Below are 15,464 nucleotides of genomic sequence, written 5' to 3' on the forward strand. Positions count from 1 at the left end.
ATGGTCGCAGGTCATCTGACTATCATGTTGGGTCTGCGAGGTCCGAGCATCTCTATTGCCACAGCCTGTACTTCAGGGGTTCATAACATTGGCCATGCAGCGCGTATCATTGCTTACAACGATGCTGATGTCATGCTTGCGGGTGGCGCAGAAAAAGCCAGTACGCCGCTAGGCGTAGGTGGATTTGGCGCAGCGCGTGCGCTCTCAACCCGTAACGAGAACCCGCAGGCGGCAAGTCGTCCGTGGGATAAAGATCGTGATGGTTTTGTGCTGGGCGATGGTGCAGGTATCGTCGTGCTGGAAGAGTATGAGCACGCGAAAAAACGCGGTGCGAAAATTTACGCAGAACTGATCGGCTTCGGCATGAGCAGCGACGCTTACCATATGACCTCTCCGCCGGAAGACGGTGCAGGTGCAGCGCAGGCGATGGTAAATGCTCTGCGTGATGCTCAGCTTGATCCGGCGAAAATCGGCTACGTGAACGCGCACGGCACCTCGACGCCTGCGGGCGATAAAGCAGAAACCCAGGCGGTGAAAACCATCTTTGGTGACGCTGCAAGTCGTGTGATGGTGAGTTCGACCAAATCGATGACCGGCCACTTGCTCGGTGCAGCAGGCGCGGTTGAGTCGATCTACTCGATTCTGGCACTGCGCGACCAGGCGATTCCGCCGACCATCAACCTCGACAACCCGGATGAAGGTTGCGATCTGGATTTCGTGCCTCATACCGCACGCCAGGTCAGCGGCATGGAATATACGCTGTGTAACTCCTTCGGATTCGGTGGAACCAACGGTTCGCTGATCTTCCGCAAGGTGTAAATCGTTTTGCCTGAATAGAGGCCCGCAATGCGGGCCTTTTTTGTTATACCTTATGTCAGCGTAGTCGCGTGTTCCTGATTCACTCCGCCTTCAATACTATTCAAAGCAATGTCAATCTCATTGAGGCCGTTATGATGTGGATAAATGGTGGAGAACAGTCGCAGCTTGCGGCGCGCGATCGTGCCGTACAGTTTGGCGACGGCTGTTTTACCACCGCATGCGGTGGTAAACGGTCATGTTCAGCTTCTTGCCGCGCATCTGCGACGTCTGCAGCTGGGTTGTGAACGCCTGCTGATGGCAGAGCCTGACTGGCAGCAACTCGAAGTTGAAATGTGTAGCGCCGCACAAGGGCAGGAGCGGGCGGTATTGAAAGTTATTCTGACGCCCGGTGCTGGCGGGCGTGGCTACAGTCGGAATGGATGCAGTCATCCCACGCGCATTATCTCCCTCTCTCCCTGGCCCCACCATTATCAGGCACTGCAACAACAAGGCGCAAGACTGGTGACCAGCCCGGTACCGCTGGCACGCAACCCGCTGCTGGCCGGAATTAAACACCTTAACCGGCTGGAGCAGGTGCTGATTCGCCACCATCTTGACCAGACGGAAGCCGACGAGGCGCTGGTGCTTGACACTGAGGGGACGGTGGTGGAATGCTGTGCGGCCAATTTATTCTGGCGTGAGGGCGATAAGATATTCACGCCATGTCTCGATCAGGCTGGCGTTGCTGGCATTATGCGGCGTTTTCTGATGGCGCAGATGGTGGCTACAGGCCAGGCTTGTCAGCTGATTGATGGTAATAGGGATCGCATCCTTGCCGCAGATGAAGTGGTGATATGCAATGCCCTGATGCCAGTTTTACCCGTGCGTAGTATTGACGACGTTTCGTTCACCGCACGTTCGCTGTACCAGCAACTGTTCGCCAGTTGTCAGATTAAATGGAGCAGTCCATGACTCGAATGAAAAAAATTTTCGCCGACGCTCGTGGATTCTGTTGGCCTCGGCTGCGGCCTTTGGTTATTGGCAGATTGAACGTTTCGCCGATGGCACCGTTAACCTTCACCAAGAAACTATTTTCACGCTGCCAGCGGGCACGGGCCGTGTGGCGCTCGAAGCGCAGCTGTAAAGTGAGCATGTGATTGCACCAACGTCTGTGGTTTGGCCGTTGCTGAAGCTGGAGCCTGAGCTGGCGAATTTAAAGCCGGTACCTATCGCTTCACGCAAGGCATGACGGTGCGCCAGATGCTTGAGCTGCTGGCAAGTGGCAAGGAAGCGCAGTTCCCGTTGCGTTTTGTCGAAGGTTCCCGCCTGAAAGAGTGGCTGGAGCAACTGCGCGCTGCCCCTTATCTCAAACACACCCTGCAAGATGATCAATTTGCCACGGTAGCGGCAGCGCTGAAAATTGATGCCAGCCAGCTGGAAGGCGGCTTTTATCCCGATACTTATCTCTACACCGCCAACACCAGCGATGTGGCGCTGCTGGAACGCGCCCATGCGCGCATGAACAAGCTGGTGGATGAGATCTGGCAGAGCCGCATGGACAATCTGCCTTATAAGAAAGAGCAGGATCTGGTGACGATGGCGTCGATCATCGAGAAAGAAACCGGTGTCAGCGAAGAGCGTGCGCGGGTGGCTTCGGTGTTTATCAACCGCTTGCGGATTGGCATGAAGCTGCAGACCGATCCGACTGTGATTTACGGCATGGGCGATAGCTATACAGGCACGCTAACACGTAAAGATCTCGACACGCCAACCGATTACAATACTTATACCATCAGCGGCATGCCTCCGGGTCCGATTGCGATGCCGGGCGGGCTTCTCTGGAAGCGGCGGCGCACCCGGAAAAAAGCAATTACCTCTATTTTGTGGCGGATGGTAAAGGTGGTCACACCTTTACCACCAATCTGGTCAGCCATAATAAGGCCGTGCAGGCGTATCGGCTGGCAATGAAGGAAAAAAATGAAAAGTAAGTTTATCGTCATCGAAGGTCTGGAAGGAGCGGGCAAAACCACAGCGCGTGATGCGGTGGTTTCCGTGCTACGCGAGCAGGGCATTGATGATCTGGTATTCACGCGTGAACCGGGCGGTACACCGCTGGCGGAACAGCTGCGTGTGCTGGTCAAGCAAGGGATTGATGGCGAAACGCTTACCGATAAAGCCGAATTGCTGATGCTCTACGCTGCCCGTGTCCAGCTGGTGGAAACGGTAATTAAACCTGCACTGGCGCGCGGCGCCTGGGTGATGGGCGATCGTCACGATCTCTCGTCCCAGGCCTATCAGGGCGGCGGACGCGGCCTGGATACTCAACTGATGAGTACCTTACGTGACGCCGTGCTGGGTGAATTCCGCCCGGATTGTACCTTGTATCTCGATGTCACCCCGGAAATTGGTTTGCAGCGGGCGCGGGCGCGTGGCGAGCTGGACCGTATCGAGCAGGAATCGCTGCGCTTTTTTGAACGCACCCGTGAGCGTTATCTGGCGCTGGCTGCGGAAGATCCCACCATCATCACTATTGATGCCACGCAGTCGTTGCCACAGGTGACGCAGTCAATCCAGTCCGCCGTACGTCACTGGCTGGCAGGTCAAACGGCATGAACTGGTATCCGTGGCTAAACCAGCCGTATCGGCAAATTATTGCCCGCCATCAGAGCAATCAGGCGCATCATGCGCTGTTAATTCAGGCTATTGATGGCATGGGGGACGATGCGCTGGTTTGGGGCATCAGTCGCTGGCTGATGTGCCAACAACCCGAGGGATTAAAAAGCTGTGGTCACTGCCACGGTTGCCATTTGATGCAGGCGCATACGCATCCTGACTGGTATCGTCTTGAGGCCGAGAAGGGAAAATCCTCGCTGGGGATTGATGCGGTGCGTGACGTCACGGAAAAGCTGTACCATTTTGCCCAGCAGGGCGGGGCGAAAGTGGTGTGGCTGCCTGACGCGGCACAGCTGACCGAAGCCGCCGCCAATGCGTTGCTGAAAACCCTGGAAGAACCGCCCGCCAATACGTGGTTCTTCCTGAGTACCCGCGAGCCGTCACGTTTGCTCGCCACGCTACGCAGCCGTTGTATGACCTGGCATCTCTCGCCTCCTGAGGAGGTTCATAGCCTGCAATGGTTGCAAAAACAGATTTCCCAGCCCGAAGAAACGCTGCGTGCGGCGTTGCGTTTGAGCAACGGGGCACCCGCAGCAGCGCTGGCGTTGTTACAGCCTGAGCGCTGGCAGGTTCGTCAGGCGTTGTGTGACGCATTGTCCGGCGCATTGTCGCAGGATGTGTTGCAACTGCTGCCATCGTTAAACAGTGATGATGTGGCCGACCGTCTGGCCTGGCTGCTTTCGTTGCTGGTGGATGCGATGAAAGTGCAGCAGGGGGCAAATCGCTGGTTAAGCAACGGTGATCGTCCGGATGTGGTGACGATGCTGGCACAACAGCTCAACAGCAGCGCCCTGAATGCCAGCGTGCAGTTGTGGATGCAATGCCGCGAGCAGCTGCAGCAGGTGGCAGCGCTCAATCGTGAATTAATGTTGACCGATCGTTTGTTGAGCTGGAGCCGTCTGCTGACACCAGCGACGCTCAGCTAAGCGTAAAAAGAGAGAAGTATGTTTATTGTCGATTCCCATTGCCATCTCGATGGCCTGGATTACGAAAAGCAGCACCGCGATCTGGATGATGTGATTACCAAAGCGGCGTCACGTGATGTGAAGTTTATGCTGGCGATTGCCACCACGCTACCGGGATTACTACACGATGACGAAGCTGGTTGGCGAGCGTGAAAACATCGCGCTGGCTTGTGGTGTTCATCCACTGAATCAGGAAACGCCTTACGATGTTGAGGAATTCCGACGCCTGGCGGCGGAGGATCGTGTGGTGGCGCTGGGTGAGACCGGGCTGGACTATTTTTACCAGCAGGAAACCAAAGAGCAGCAGCAGGCTTCGTTCCGTGAACATATCCGCACCGGAATAGCACTGAACAAGCCGATCATCGTCCATACCCGTGATGCGCGTGAAGATACGCTGGCGATCCTGCGTGAGGAGCAGGTTGAGAAGTGTGGTGGTGTACTGCACTGCTTTACCGAAGATAAAGAAACCGCAGCAAAATTGCTGGATATGGGTTTTTATATCTCCTTCTCCGGCATTCTGACGTTCCGCAACGCGGAGCAAATCCGTGATGCGGCGCGCTATGTTCCGCTGGACAGGATGCTGGTGGAGACCGATTCCCCCTATCTGGCACCTGTGCCGCATCGCGGCAAAGAGAACCAGCCAGCGTTTACCCGTGACGTGGCCGATTATATGGCGGTGCTGAAGGGCGTCGATATTGAGACATTGGCTGCAACCACAACCAGCAATTTCTCCCGTCTGTTTCATATCCCGATGAGCCGTCTCGGCGGTTAACGCACTTTATTTCAAACTCTGTAATTAATCAGAAATTCATCCGATGTGTTGCGCCCTTAAGGGCGCAGCCAGTGCTTTTTTGCGGTAAATATCAGCAAGTCAGTGAGAATTACCTGAAAGCCAGACGGTGTGATGAGCGAAACGTGATAGCCGTCAAAGTAAGAAAATTCTATTTATTTTACTCTTCGTAATAAATCAAAAGACGCTCAGCGTCATCCCGGTAAAGGGTCCTCCCCCCGTTACCACGCGCACTGCGCGAAATGCACTCATACTCAGGAGCTTCAGGCTATGTTCAAAAACGCATTTGCGAACCTGCAAAAAGTAGGTAAGTCGCTGATGTTACCGGTATCGGTTTTGCCGATTGCCGGTATTTTATTAGGTGTGGGTTCAGCTAATTTTAGCTGGTTGCCTGCCGTAGTTTCGCATGTGATGGCTGAAGCAGGTGGTTCGGTATTTGCCAACATGCCGCTGATTTTTGCCATCGGTGTGGCGCTCGGCTTTACCAATAACGACGGTGTTTCCGCGCTGGCGGCGGTGGTGGCTTACGGCATCATGGTGAAAACCATGGCGGTGGTTGCTCCGCTGGTGCTGCATCTGCCGGCTGCTGAGATCGATGCCAAACATCTGGCCGATACCGGGGTACTGGGCGGGATTATCGCCGGTTCCATCGCGGCGTATATGTTTAACCGCTTCTACCGTATCAAGTTGCCGGAATACCTTGGCTTCTTTGCCGGTAAGCGCTTTGTTCCGATTATTTCGGGCCTGGCAGCTATCGTGCTGGGTGTGCTGCTGTCCTTCATTTGGCCACCGGTCGGTTCCGCCATTCAGGACTTCTCACAATGGGCAGCCTATCAGAACCCGGTTGTCGCCTTCGGTATCTACGGCGTGGTTGAGCGTTCACTGGTGCCGTTTGGTCTGCACCATATCTGGAACGTCCCTTTCCAGATGCAGATTGGTGAATTCACTAACGCGGCTGGCCAGGTGTTCCACGGTGACATTCCGCGTTATATGGCGGGTGACCCGACCGCAGGTAAACTGTCAGGTGGCTTCCTGTTCAAAATGTACGGTCTGCCTGCTGCTGCCATCGCTATCTGGCACTCTGCAAAACCGGAAAACCGTGCCAAAGTCGGCGGTATCATGATCTCCGCTGCGCTGACCTCGTTCCTGACCGGTATCACCGAGCCGATCGAGTTCTCCTTCATGTTTGTTGCGCCGATCCTGTACGTGATTCACGCGATTCTGGCTGGCCTGGCATTCCCGATCTGTATCCTGCTCGGCATGCGTGATGGCACCAGCTTCTCACACGGTCTGATCGACTTTATCGTGCTGAGCGGCAACAGCAGCAAAATCTGGCTGTTCCCGATTGTGGGTATCATCTACGGCCTGATTTACTACACCGTGTTCCGCGTACTGATTGTCAAACTGAACCTGAAAACACCGGGCCGTGAAGATAACGCCGTTGAGCAGAGCAGTGCGACCGGCAGTGAAATGGCGGGCAAACTGGTCACCGCGTTCGGTGGTAAAGAAAACATCACCAACCTCGATGCCTGTATCACTCGTCTGCGCGTTAGCGTGGCGGACGTGGGTAAAGTGGACCAGAGTGAGCTGAAAAGCCTTGGTGCGCGTGGTGTGGTGATAGCCGGTTCGGGTGTTCAGGCAATTTTCGGCACCAAGTCGGATAACCTGAAAACCGAGATGGACGATTATATTCGTAATATGTAAGTCACAGCGGCCCCTGACGGGGCCGTTTTTTTTATAAATACACCCGCAAATATTCCGTCAGACACAGCAGCGCCATCGCCTGACCATAAGGCATTGAGGTCAGCGGGACCTGGCGGTAATAATCCAGATCGCTGCCCATCGCGGTACCAAACGATACCTGTTTCAGTTCTCCGTCCTCGTCAATGTTGGCGATCACCCCGCGCAGGGCTTTTTCTGCCAGCGGCAGATAGTCGCGTGACAAATAACGTTTACGTACCGCCTTCAGAATGCCGTAGGCAAAACCCGCGGTAGCCGAAGCCTCGGGGTAACTGTGCGGATCATCCAGCAGGGTATGCCACAGGCCGCTGCTATGCTGACAACCGGCCAGCGCTTTCACCTGATTCTCCAGCACCTGTTGCAGAAAACGGCGGGTGGCATGCTGTTCCGGCCAGTTCATCATTTCAAGGAAGTCGGGAATGACGATGGTGACCCAGCTGTTGCCGCGCGCCCAGCGCGCATTGGCAAAGTTATGGCGACCATCGAAGTTCCAGCCGTGGAACCATAAGCCACTGTGGCGATCCATCAGGTATTGGGTATGAAGCAGAAACTGATAGCTGGCCTCCTCAACAAACTCCGGGCGCTCCAGCAGCTGACCGATCTTCGCCAGCGCCATCACGCTCATCATCAGCGTATCGTCCCACAGTTGCTGCGTATTCTCGTTGTTATAGACGATATGTTGCAGCCCACCGCTTTCGGTGCGCGGCATATCATACATGACCCATTCTGCCCAGCGCTCCAGCACCGGTCGCCACGCCGGGTTGCGCGTTTCTTCATAGCGGTAAGCCAGCGTCAGGAAGGGGCAGACGGTATTGACGTTTTTGGTTGGCGTCCCCTCAGCCAGCCGGGTACTGAACCATTCGTCAATGATCTGTAACGTGGCCTGATCCCCGGTCTGCTGGTAATAATGCAGCATGCCATACAACCCGATGCCATGTGTCCACTCCCAGCCAGCCCAGCCTTTGGTGTCAATAACGCGACCATCATCGAGGCGCAGCAAAAACTCACCGCTCTGGTCAGTAATATTCACCAGATTCTGCGTAAGTTGATGGATCAACTGCACCAGTTCCTTGCGCGGCAGCAGATACTCCGGCTGGCGTAACAGGTCACTATGCTTTACAGGGAATACCGTCATGATTCATTCCTATCGTTTTGAAGAGGCAGGCAGGGGATGCAACGTGCCCTGCTTACGGGGTAAGGGGGGGCAGCGGGTTGGTGGCGATTGAGGTAGCCCACGTTGTTGTTGCCCCACAGATACTCGTAAGGCATACCGGCGAGAGTTTCGACAATCTCGCGCGCTTCCGGGGTGATGCGTTCCGGTACCACGCGTCCGGCTTCGCGCATCTTCAGCGTCTCGGCGCGCAGCACCGTGTGGGTATGCAGATTGAGTTTAAAGCGCAACGACACCAGAAACCCGCAGGTGAGCACGCAGACGGTACCAATACTGAGGATCGCCAGGATGGTATGACCCACTGCCGGGACCTGGATAGTCTGACCGGAGACAAAACCCGCCAGTTGCAACACGATGCCGACCAGCATCACGGCACCGGCCTGGGACGCTTTACGCGTCAGGGTCATAATGCCAGCAAAAATACCTTCACGTCGCTGGCCGGTGATCACTTCATCCACGTCAGCGATATAGGTGTAGGTATTCCAGGGAACATAGTTGATACCGCCACGCCCCAGCCCGGCCAGGCCGGAAAGCAGCACCAGCAGCGTCATGCTGTTGTTCATCCCGGCGTACCACAGCGCGGCATAGGAGAGGGCGCTAAGGCCGAACAGCACCACCACCAGACGGTAGGCTGGGGCCGGTCCCAGACGGATGCACAGCGGAATCATCCCCATTACCGCAATAAATTGCAGCACCGCCATGGTGCCCATCAGGCTGGAGGCGATTTGCGCGCTTTGCATCAGCACAAGCACCACGTACCAGGTAAAAACCGCGTTAAACACGTCCTGTGCGATATAGCCGCCGAGGTACATGCCGAGATGCTGGCGAAAGAGTCGAATGCGCAGCGTTGAGGCAAGTTCGATATACAGCCGCTTCAGGCTTTGCAGCAGCGTAAGTTGCGCTTTTTCCTGTTCGGCACGTAGCGATTCTGCGGAGAAGTCCTGCGGTTGCCGCTCCCAGGTAAAACGCCACACCAGCGTCAGTACCAGCGCGCAAATCAACGAAAACACCAGGCTGGCATAGAAGAATGACAGTGGGTTGTCTTTGCCGAACCAGCCGATCAGAATGCCGGGCAGAAACGCCGCCAGAATAGCAGACAACTGTGCCAGCGCGATGCGCGCACCGGAAAAGCGGGTTTTCTGTTTAAAATCATCGGTCATCTCCGGCACCAGCGTTTCATAAGGCACCAGAATCATGGTGTAGACGATGTCGAACAGCAGATAGGTCAGCAGATACCACCAGAAATGCATATCGGCTATCCACATCAGGCTATAGCTGAAGACGCAGGGGATACCCAGCAGGATAAAGAACTTGCGACGACCAAAGCGTTTACCGAGCCATGTCGAACCAAAATTGTCGGTCAGGAAGCCCATTAGCGGACTGACCAGCGCATCCAGCACGCGGGCGGCCGCAAAGATAAAGGTCGCTTCAATGGGCGTCAGCCCACAAAACGTGGTGTAGAAGTAAAGCAGCCAGGCAGCGGTTAACGCCGTGGTGCCAGCACCGAGAAAATCCCCGGAACCATAGGCCAGATAGTGGCCCAGACCAATCTTACGAGAGCGCATTGCAGGTTCTCCCTGAGACAAATGTGGTGTACATCCCTCATCACTCCGGACAACTGGCTCGGATTGGTTAGAAAGTAGAGCGGGAAGACGTGCCAAACCTTCGTGATTTGGCAAGGTTGTCTGCACAAGTGGCAAAATCGCAAAGAAACAGCCGTGATAAATCTAATTTATAAAACAGCGTTTCATTTTTTGTTGGGAGATCTGTCAGAAATGCGAAGCAGGCCACATCATGGTGAGCAGGAAGCAAAAAGTGGTGTAAACGCAGCCATTTAATGTAAGAAAAATGGTCCTGAGGTTGAAAGAAGCAGAATTCCTCCCGCATACTGCCTGACTGAACTCCAGGCTTTAAGGAAATGCATCATGGCTGAAGAAACCATTTTCAGTAAAATCATCCGTCGCGAAATTCCCGCCGACGTGGTTTATCAGGACGAACTGGTCACCGCCTTCCGCGATATCGCACCCAAAGCGCCCACTCATATTCTGATCATCCCTAACGTTTTAATCCCCACTGCCAACGATGCGCAGGCCGCACACGAGCAAGCGCTGGGGCGCATGATCACCGTTGCGGCCAAAATTGCCCGTGACGAGGGGATCGCCGAAGATGGCTATCGCCTGATCATGAATTGCAACCGCCACGGCGGCCAGGAGGTTTACCACATCCATATGCATCTGCTGGGCGGCAAACCGCTTGGACCGATGCTGGCTGGCTAACCCTCAGGCGGACCTTGCTATGCGTCAATGGCTGAGCGGCCTGTTATTGCTGACCCTTGCGGGCTGCAGCAGTGACAAGCCGATGATCAATACTTCGCAGTCGCTGGTGATGGAAGCGTCGGTGCTGTCCGCAGGCATTATTACCGATGAGCCAACCCTGGCCTCGCGTGATGGGCAGTTGCGAGCGTCGAGCGTGCTCTATAATCAACGCGAAACGCCGGTTACCCTGCATTATCGTTATTACTGGTATGACGACAAGGGGCTGGAAATCACCCCGCGCGAACCGGCGCAAACGCTGACGGTACCCGCGCATGGCAGCATTGAAGCGGCTTCGCAAATCGGTAATCCGACCGCCAGCAAGGTGCGTCTCTATCTTTATCTCTGAGGAGTAATCCGTGATTCGCAGTTTACAACGTTCCAGCGCGCTGTTATTTGCGCTGATGCTGACCGGCTGTGTGATAAAACAGCAAACCCCGGCCCCGGTGGAACCCACCACACCGACCACGCCGACCCAACCTGTTCCGCCGCCGACGCCGCCGCAACAGCCACCGCAAACCGTGCCACAGCCGCCGAAGTTGAAAACCATCAACTGGAACGCCAGTGTGCAGCCGTTGATTGCCAATATGGTGCAATCGGCCGGGGTGAATCCGGGTAGTGTGCTGCTGGTGGATCGGATGAAAAATAACACCAATGGTTCGCTGCAATCTGACAACGCCACCGATGCGATCCAGAATGCCCTGGCGAATAACGGCAAATTCACGCTGGTGACGCCGCAACAGCTGACTCAGGCGAAGCAGGCGCTGGGTTTGTCGGCTGACGATAGCCTGAACTCACGCAGCAAGGCGATGGGCCTGGCGCGCAACGTCAATGCGCAATACGTGTTGTACAGCACCGCGCAGGGCGATGTGAAAACGCCGACGATTCAGATGCTGCTGATGCTGGTGCAGACCGGCGAAATTATCTGGTCAGGTAACGGTGTCGCACAACCCTGATCCACAGCTGCAATATCTGATTCAGCAACAATGGCCGACGGCGCAAGCTGCCGGTCATTTTTTCACGCTGCCGGGGCTAAGCGGACAGAGTGCGCGTATCACCAGCGAGCAGGGGACGTTACTGGCGCGACGTGCACCACAGGCAGTGATTCCGTTTGTTGAGCGTCAGCGTGAATACCGTCTGCTGCAAAAGTTACAGGTTTCGCAGCTGGCTCCGCGTCCCTTTGGCTGGCGCGATCCCTGGCTGTTGCTGGAGTGGCTGCCGGGTGAGATGCTGCCGGTATCCGCCTTCAGCCAGCAGCGGGCGGCGGTGGTGGCGTTGCTGCAACGTCTGCACCAGCAACCGCTGACCGGGTACCGTCTGACCCTGACGCCGCTGTTACAACGTTACTGGCAGCTGTGCCAGCACAAACACTGGCGTTGGCAGCGTCGTTTGCAGCACCTGATGGCGGTGGGTGAGCCGCATCCGTTGCGCCTCGCGCCGATTCATATGGATGTCCACGCGGGCAATCTGATTGTCACCACGGACGGGCTGCGCCTGATTGACTGGGAATATGCGGCGGATGGCGATGTGGCGCTGGAACTGGCGGCCATTTGCGCGGTCGATCCTCACCAGCAGACAGAATGGGTCGCGGCCTATGCCCAGACCATGCAACTGGCACCAGCCCGGTTGCAGCAGCAAATTCGTCGCTGGCAACCCTGGCTGCACCTGTTGATGGCCAGCTGGTATCAACTGCGTGCCGAGCAGACCCAGGATGAAACTTTACAGCAACTGGCTCGCGCCAGCTGGCAAGACCTTTAATATCGCGCGCTTCATTCGCGCTACAGGATTGATGTTATGACGATGAATACACCCGGACCGCTGATGCTGGATGTCGAGAGCTATGAACTCGATGCCGAAGAACGGGAAATTCTGCAACATCCGCTGGTTGGCGGCCTGATTCTGTTTGCCCGTAACTACCATGATCCGGCACAGCTGGCTGAGCTGGTGCGCCAGATTCGCGCGGCATCCCATACCCGGCTGGTGGTGGCAGTGGATCAGGAAGGGGGGCGTGTACAGCGTTTTCGTGATGGCTTCACCACCTTACCGGCGATGCAATCTTTTGCTGCGCTGCACGAGCTGCCCGCCGCCGGTGAACTGGCGCAGCAGGCAGGCTGGCAAATGGCGGCCGAGATGATTGCGATGGATATCGACATCAGTTTTGCGCCGGTGCTGGACATTGGGCATATCAGCGCAGCCATCGGCGATCGTTCTTTCCATAACGATCCGGCGATTGCTTTGCAGGTCGCACGGCGCTTTATCGCCGGGATGCACGAAGCGGGCATGAAAACCACCGGCAAACATTTCCCCGGCCATGGCGCGGTGAGTGCCGATTCGCACAAAGAGACACCGCGCGACCCGCGCGATGCCGCGACTCTGCGTCAGCATGATATGGCGATCTTCCAGCAACTGATTGACGAGCGCGCGTTGGATGCAGTGATGCCTGCCCACGTTATCTATACTCAGGTGGATCCACTGCCTGCCAGCGGCTCACCCTACTGGCTGAAAACGGTATTGCGTAACGAACTGGGTTTTGACGGGGTGATTTTCTCCGACGATCTGTCGATGGAAGGTGCTGCGGTGATGGGTAGCTATGCCGAGCGCGCGCAGCAGTCTCTAAATGCCGGATGCGATATGATTCTGGTGTGTAATCACCGCCAGGGTGCCATCAGTGTGCTGGATAATTTGACCCCGATCGGGGCGACGCGGGTGGCACAGTTATACCATCAGGGACGATTCACGCGTCAAAGCCTGCAGGAAAGTACCCGCTGGCAGCAGAATCAGCGCCAGCTGAGCGAGCTGCAAAGCCGCTGGCTGGCACATAAAGCGTCGGGCAGATAACGCCACTGCCCGGAACGTTCACCACGCTGAGGATAATCATGATCATCTATTTGCACGGTTTTGATTCAAGCAGTCCGGGCAACCATGAAAAGGTGCTGCAACTGCAGTTTATTGACCCGGACGTCAGGCTGATCAGTTACAGCACGCTCCACCCGAAGCATGATATGCAGTTTCTGCTGAAGGAGTCTGACAAGTTGTTGCAGCAGGCTGCCGATCCGCGACCGCTGATTTGTGGTGTCGGGCTGGGTGGCTACTGGGCCGAGCGCATCGGTTTTCTCTGTGGTATCCGCCAGGTGATCCTCAATCCCAACCTGTTTCCCGAAGAAAACATGGAGGGCAAAATTGATCGCCCGGAAGAGTATGTTGATATCGCCACCAAATGCGTGAGTAACTTCCGCGAAAAGAACCGCGACCATTGCCTGACGATTCTGTCACGCCACGATGAAGCGCTGGATAATCAACGCAGCGCCGCAGCGTTGCACCATTTCTATGAAATTGTCTGGGATGAAGAGGCCAGCCATAAATTCAGGAATATCGCACCGCATCTTCAGCGGATCAAAGCCTTCAAAACATTGGGTTAATCCTGCCTGCGCCGCGCTCTGCGGCGCAATGTTTATGTAACATTCTGATAATGCCGCTGAAAGATTGATGTACATCAATTTTGTTGTGATATCCCGATCCCGCCATGATATTCTGCCCCCAGCTCGCGATTTAACTTCGCCAACCCTATGTTTATTAAGGTTTTTAGTAACCATTAATTAACTTTTGGTTTACAACTTTGAGGGGGTCTTTGTTGACTACATCTATGAAAAAAATCGTTATTGTCGGCGGTGGTGCCGGCGGCTTAGAGCTGGCCACCCAGCTCGGACATAAGCTGGGCCGGAAAAAGAAAGCCGAGATTATTCTGGTTGATCGTAACCACAGCCATTTGTGGAAACCGCTGCTGCATGAAGTTGCCACCGGATCGATGGACGAAGGAATTGATGCGCTCAGCTATCTGGCGCATGCGCGTAACCACGGTTTCCAGTTCCAGCTGGGTTCACTGACCCAGATTAACCGCGATAACAAAACCATCGGGCTGGCCGAAATTCTCGACCCCGAAGGTGAAGTGTTGGTCCCGCAGCGTGAGCTGGCGTATGACACGCTGGTGATGGCGCTGGGCAGCACCTCGAATGATTTCGGTACGCCGGGCGTGAAAGATCACTGCATTTTCCTCGATAACCCGCACCAGGCACGTCGTTTCCACAATGAAATGCTGAATCTGTTCCTGAAATTCTCGGCCAGCGAAGGCCGTCTGGATAAAGTGAACATCGCGATTGTTGGTGGTGGCGCGACCGGCGTTGAACTGTCGGCGGAGCTGCACAACGCGGTGAAACAGCTGCATAGCTACGGTTACAAAGGGCTGGATAACTCGGCGCTGAACGTGACGCTGGTGGAAGCGGGCGAGCGTATTCTGCCTGCGTTGCCGCCGCGTATCTCGGCAGCGGCGCATCATGAACTGACCAAACTTGGTGTCCGCGTGTTAACGCAGACCATGGTGACCAGTGCCGATGCTAACGGCCTGAATACCAAAGGTGGCGAATTTATTGCCGCCGATTTGATGGTGTGGGCAGCGGGTATCAAAGCACCAGACTTTATGAAAGAGATTGGCGGGCTGGAAACCAACCGTATCAATCAGCTGGTGGTGAAAGATACGCTGCAAACCTCGCGTGATGAGGACATCTATGCCATCGGTGACTGCGCTTCCTGCGCACTGCCGTCCGGTGGCTTCGTACCACCGCGTGCGCAATCGGCACATCAGATGGCGTCACTGGCGCTGGAAAATATCCTTGCCCAAATGAAAGGCAAGCCGCTGAAGGCCTATGTCTACAAAGATCATGGTTCACTGGTGTCGCTGTCGCGCTTCAGTACTGTCGGCAGCCTGATGGGTAACCTGATGCGTGGATCAATGATGGTGGAAGGGCGTATTGCCCGTTTCGTCTACATTTCCCTGTATCGTATGCACCAGATTGCGCTCCACGGTTATTTCAAAACCGGTCTGATGATGCTGGTGGGTAGCCTCAACCGCGTACTGCGCCCACGCCTCAAGCTGCACTGATGTATTCCGGGCGGCGTTTGCCGCCCGATCCTCGCTGTATCCACCTTAACCTATTGAAAAACATAAGCCTGTCTGATGG

Annotated in this window: 13 protein-coding genes and 3 pseudogenes; 14 read left to right on the plus strand and 2 right to left on the minus strand. The window is 55.5% G+C overall.

Annotation, left to right across the window (positions count from 1 at the left end; translation table 11 throughout):
- The 7 genes and pseudogenes from PW844_RS12735 to ptsG form a co-directional block, all read left to right on the plus strand.
- The coding region (locus PW844_RS12735) for a beta-ketoacyl-ACP synthase II (protein WP_299452062.1) at window positions 1-819 on the plus strand (819 nt) is incomplete at its 5' end.
- Between the two features lie 134 nt (window positions 820-953).
- Window positions 954-1,770 (plus strand): annotated as a pseudogene (pabC, locus tag PW844_RS12740) (aminodeoxychorismate lyase).
- Between the two features lie 5 nt (window positions 1,771-1,775).
- Window positions 1,776-2,786, plus strand: a pseudogene (mltG, locus tag PW844_RS12745) (endolytic transglycosylase MltG).
- Complete coding sequence (gene tmk, locus PW844_RS12750; protein WP_299452065.1) at window positions 2,776-3,411, plus strand: dTMP kinase; 636 nt, start codon at window positions 2,776-2,778, stop codon at window positions 3,409-3,411. Before mltG ends, tmk begins: the two are co-directional and overlap by 11 nt.
- Entirely contained in the window at window positions 3,408-4,397 is a 990-nt protein-coding gene (gene holB / locus PW844_RS12755; RefSeq protein WP_299452067.1) for a DNA polymerase III subunit delta', read from the plus strand. The genes tmk and holB overlap by 4 nt, the downstream gene beginning before the upstream one ends.
- Before the next feature lie 18 nt (window positions 4,398-4,415).
- Window positions 4,416-5,208 (plus strand): annotated as a pseudogene (locus PW844_RS12760) (metal-dependent hydrolase).
- A gap of 288 nt (window positions 5,209-5,496) precedes the next feature.
- On the plus strand, window positions 5,497-6,930 hold the full coding sequence (ptsG, locus tag PW844_RS12765) for a PTS glucose transporter subunit IIBC (protein ID WP_208714648.1): 1,434 nt from the start codon (window positions 5,497-5,499) through the stop codon (window positions 6,928-6,930).
- A gap of 31 nt (window positions 6,931-6,961) precedes the next feature.
- Here the strand turns inward: ptsG and PW844_RS12770 are convergent, their stop codons facing one another.
- Entirely contained in the window at window positions 6,962-8,101 is a 1,140-nt protein-coding gene (locus PW844_RS12770; RefSeq protein WP_299452071.1) for a glycoside hydrolase family 88 protein, read from the minus strand.
- Entirely contained in the window at window positions 8,098-9,702 is a 1,605-nt protein-coding gene (locus tag PW844_RS12775; protein ID WP_299452074.1) for an MFS transporter, read from the minus strand. Before PW844_RS12775 ends, PW844_RS12770 begins: the two co-directional genes overlap by 4 nt.
- 360 nt (window positions 9,703-10,062) lie before the next feature.
- Here PW844_RS12775 and hinT point away from each other — a divergent pair, with 360 nt between their 5' ends.
- The 7 genes from hinT to PW844_RS12810 all read left to right on the plus strand — a co-directional run bounded on the left by hinT (window position 10,063) and on the right by PW844_RS12810 (window position 15,385).
- A complete protein-coding gene (gene hinT / locus PW844_RS12780; protein ID WP_084873897.1) occupies window positions 10,063-10,413 on the plus strand; it encodes a purine nucleoside phosphoramidase in 351 nt (116 codons plus the stop codon).
- Between the two features lie 19 nt (window positions 10,414-10,432).
- A complete protein-coding gene (locus tag PW844_RS12785; protein ID WP_084873898.1) occupies window positions 10,433-10,798 on the plus strand; it encodes a YcfL family protein in 366 nt (121 codons plus the stop codon).
- Window positions 10,799-10,808: 10 nt separating this feature from the next.
- Window positions 10,809-11,405: a penicillin-binding protein activator LpoB gene (gene lpoB / locus PW844_RS12790; RefSeq protein WP_299452079.1), complete on the plus strand. Its 597-nt coding sequence runs from the start codon at window positions 10,809-10,811 to the stop codon at window positions 11,403-11,405.
- Complete coding sequence (gene thiK, locus PW844_RS12795; RefSeq protein ID WP_299452082.1) at window positions 11,389-12,207, plus strand: thiamine kinase; 819 nt, start codon at window positions 11,389-11,391, stop codon at window positions 12,205-12,207. Before lpoB ends, thiK begins: the two co-directional genes overlap by 17 nt.
- 36 nt (window positions 12,208-12,243) lie before the next feature.
- Window positions 12,244-13,287: a beta-N-acetylhexosaminidase gene (gene nagZ / locus PW844_RS12800; RefSeq protein ID WP_299452084.1), complete on the plus strand. Its 1,044-nt coding sequence runs from the start codon at window positions 12,244-12,246 to the stop codon at window positions 13,285-13,287.
- Between the two features lie 38 nt (window positions 13,288-13,325).
- Complete coding sequence (ycfP, locus tag PW844_RS12805; RefSeq protein ID WP_299452087.1) at window positions 13,326-13,868, plus strand: alpha/beta hydrolase YcfP; 543 nt, start codon at window positions 13,326-13,328, stop codon at window positions 13,866-13,868.
- Window positions 13,869-14,080: 212 nt separating this feature from the next.
- A complete protein-coding gene (locus tag PW844_RS12810; protein ID WP_299452089.1) occupies window positions 14,081-15,385 on the plus strand; it encodes an NAD(P)/FAD-dependent oxidoreductase in 1,305 nt (434 codons plus the stop codon).
- Window positions 15,386-15,464 lie beyond the last annotated feature (79 nt).

This window comes from Pantoea sp. (assembly GCF_028283705.1).
GTDB lineage: Bacteria > Pseudomonadota > Gammaproteobacteria > Enterobacterales > Enterobacteriaceae > Pantoea.

Coding starts and splice junctions, on each gene's coding strand:
- tmk (WP_299452065.1), top strand. CDS start 2,776: ATGAAAAGTAAGTTTATCGTCATCGAAGGTCTGGAAGGAGCGGGCAAA.
- holB (WP_299452067.1), top strand. CDS start 3,408: ATGAACTGGTATCCGTGGCTAAACCAGCCGTATCGGCAAATTATTGCC.
- ptsG (WP_208714648.1), top strand. CDS start 5,497: ATGTTCAAAAACGCATTTGCGAACCTGCAAAAAGTAGGTAAGTCGCTG.
- PW844_RS12770 (WP_299452071.1), bottom strand. CDS start 8,101: ATGACGGTATTCCCTGTAAAGCATAGTGACCTGTTACGCCAGCCGGAG.
- PW844_RS12775 (WP_299452074.1), bottom strand. CDS start 9,702: ATGCGCTCTCGTAAGATTGGTCTGGGCCACTATCTGGCCTATGGTTCC.
- hinT (WP_084873897.1), top strand. CDS start 10,063: ATGGCTGAAGAAACCATTTTCAGTAAAATCATCCGTCGCGAAATTCCC.
- PW844_RS12785 (WP_084873898.1), top strand. CDS start 10,433: ATGCGTCAATGGCTGAGCGGCCTGTTATTGCTGACCCTTGCGGGCTGC.
- nagZ (WP_299452084.1), top strand. CDS start 12,244: ATGACGATGAATACACCCGGACCGCTGATGCTGGATGTCGAGAGCTAT.
- ycfP (WP_299452087.1), top strand. CDS start 13,326: ATGATCATCTATTTGCACGGTTTTGATTCAAGCAGTCCGGGCAACCAT.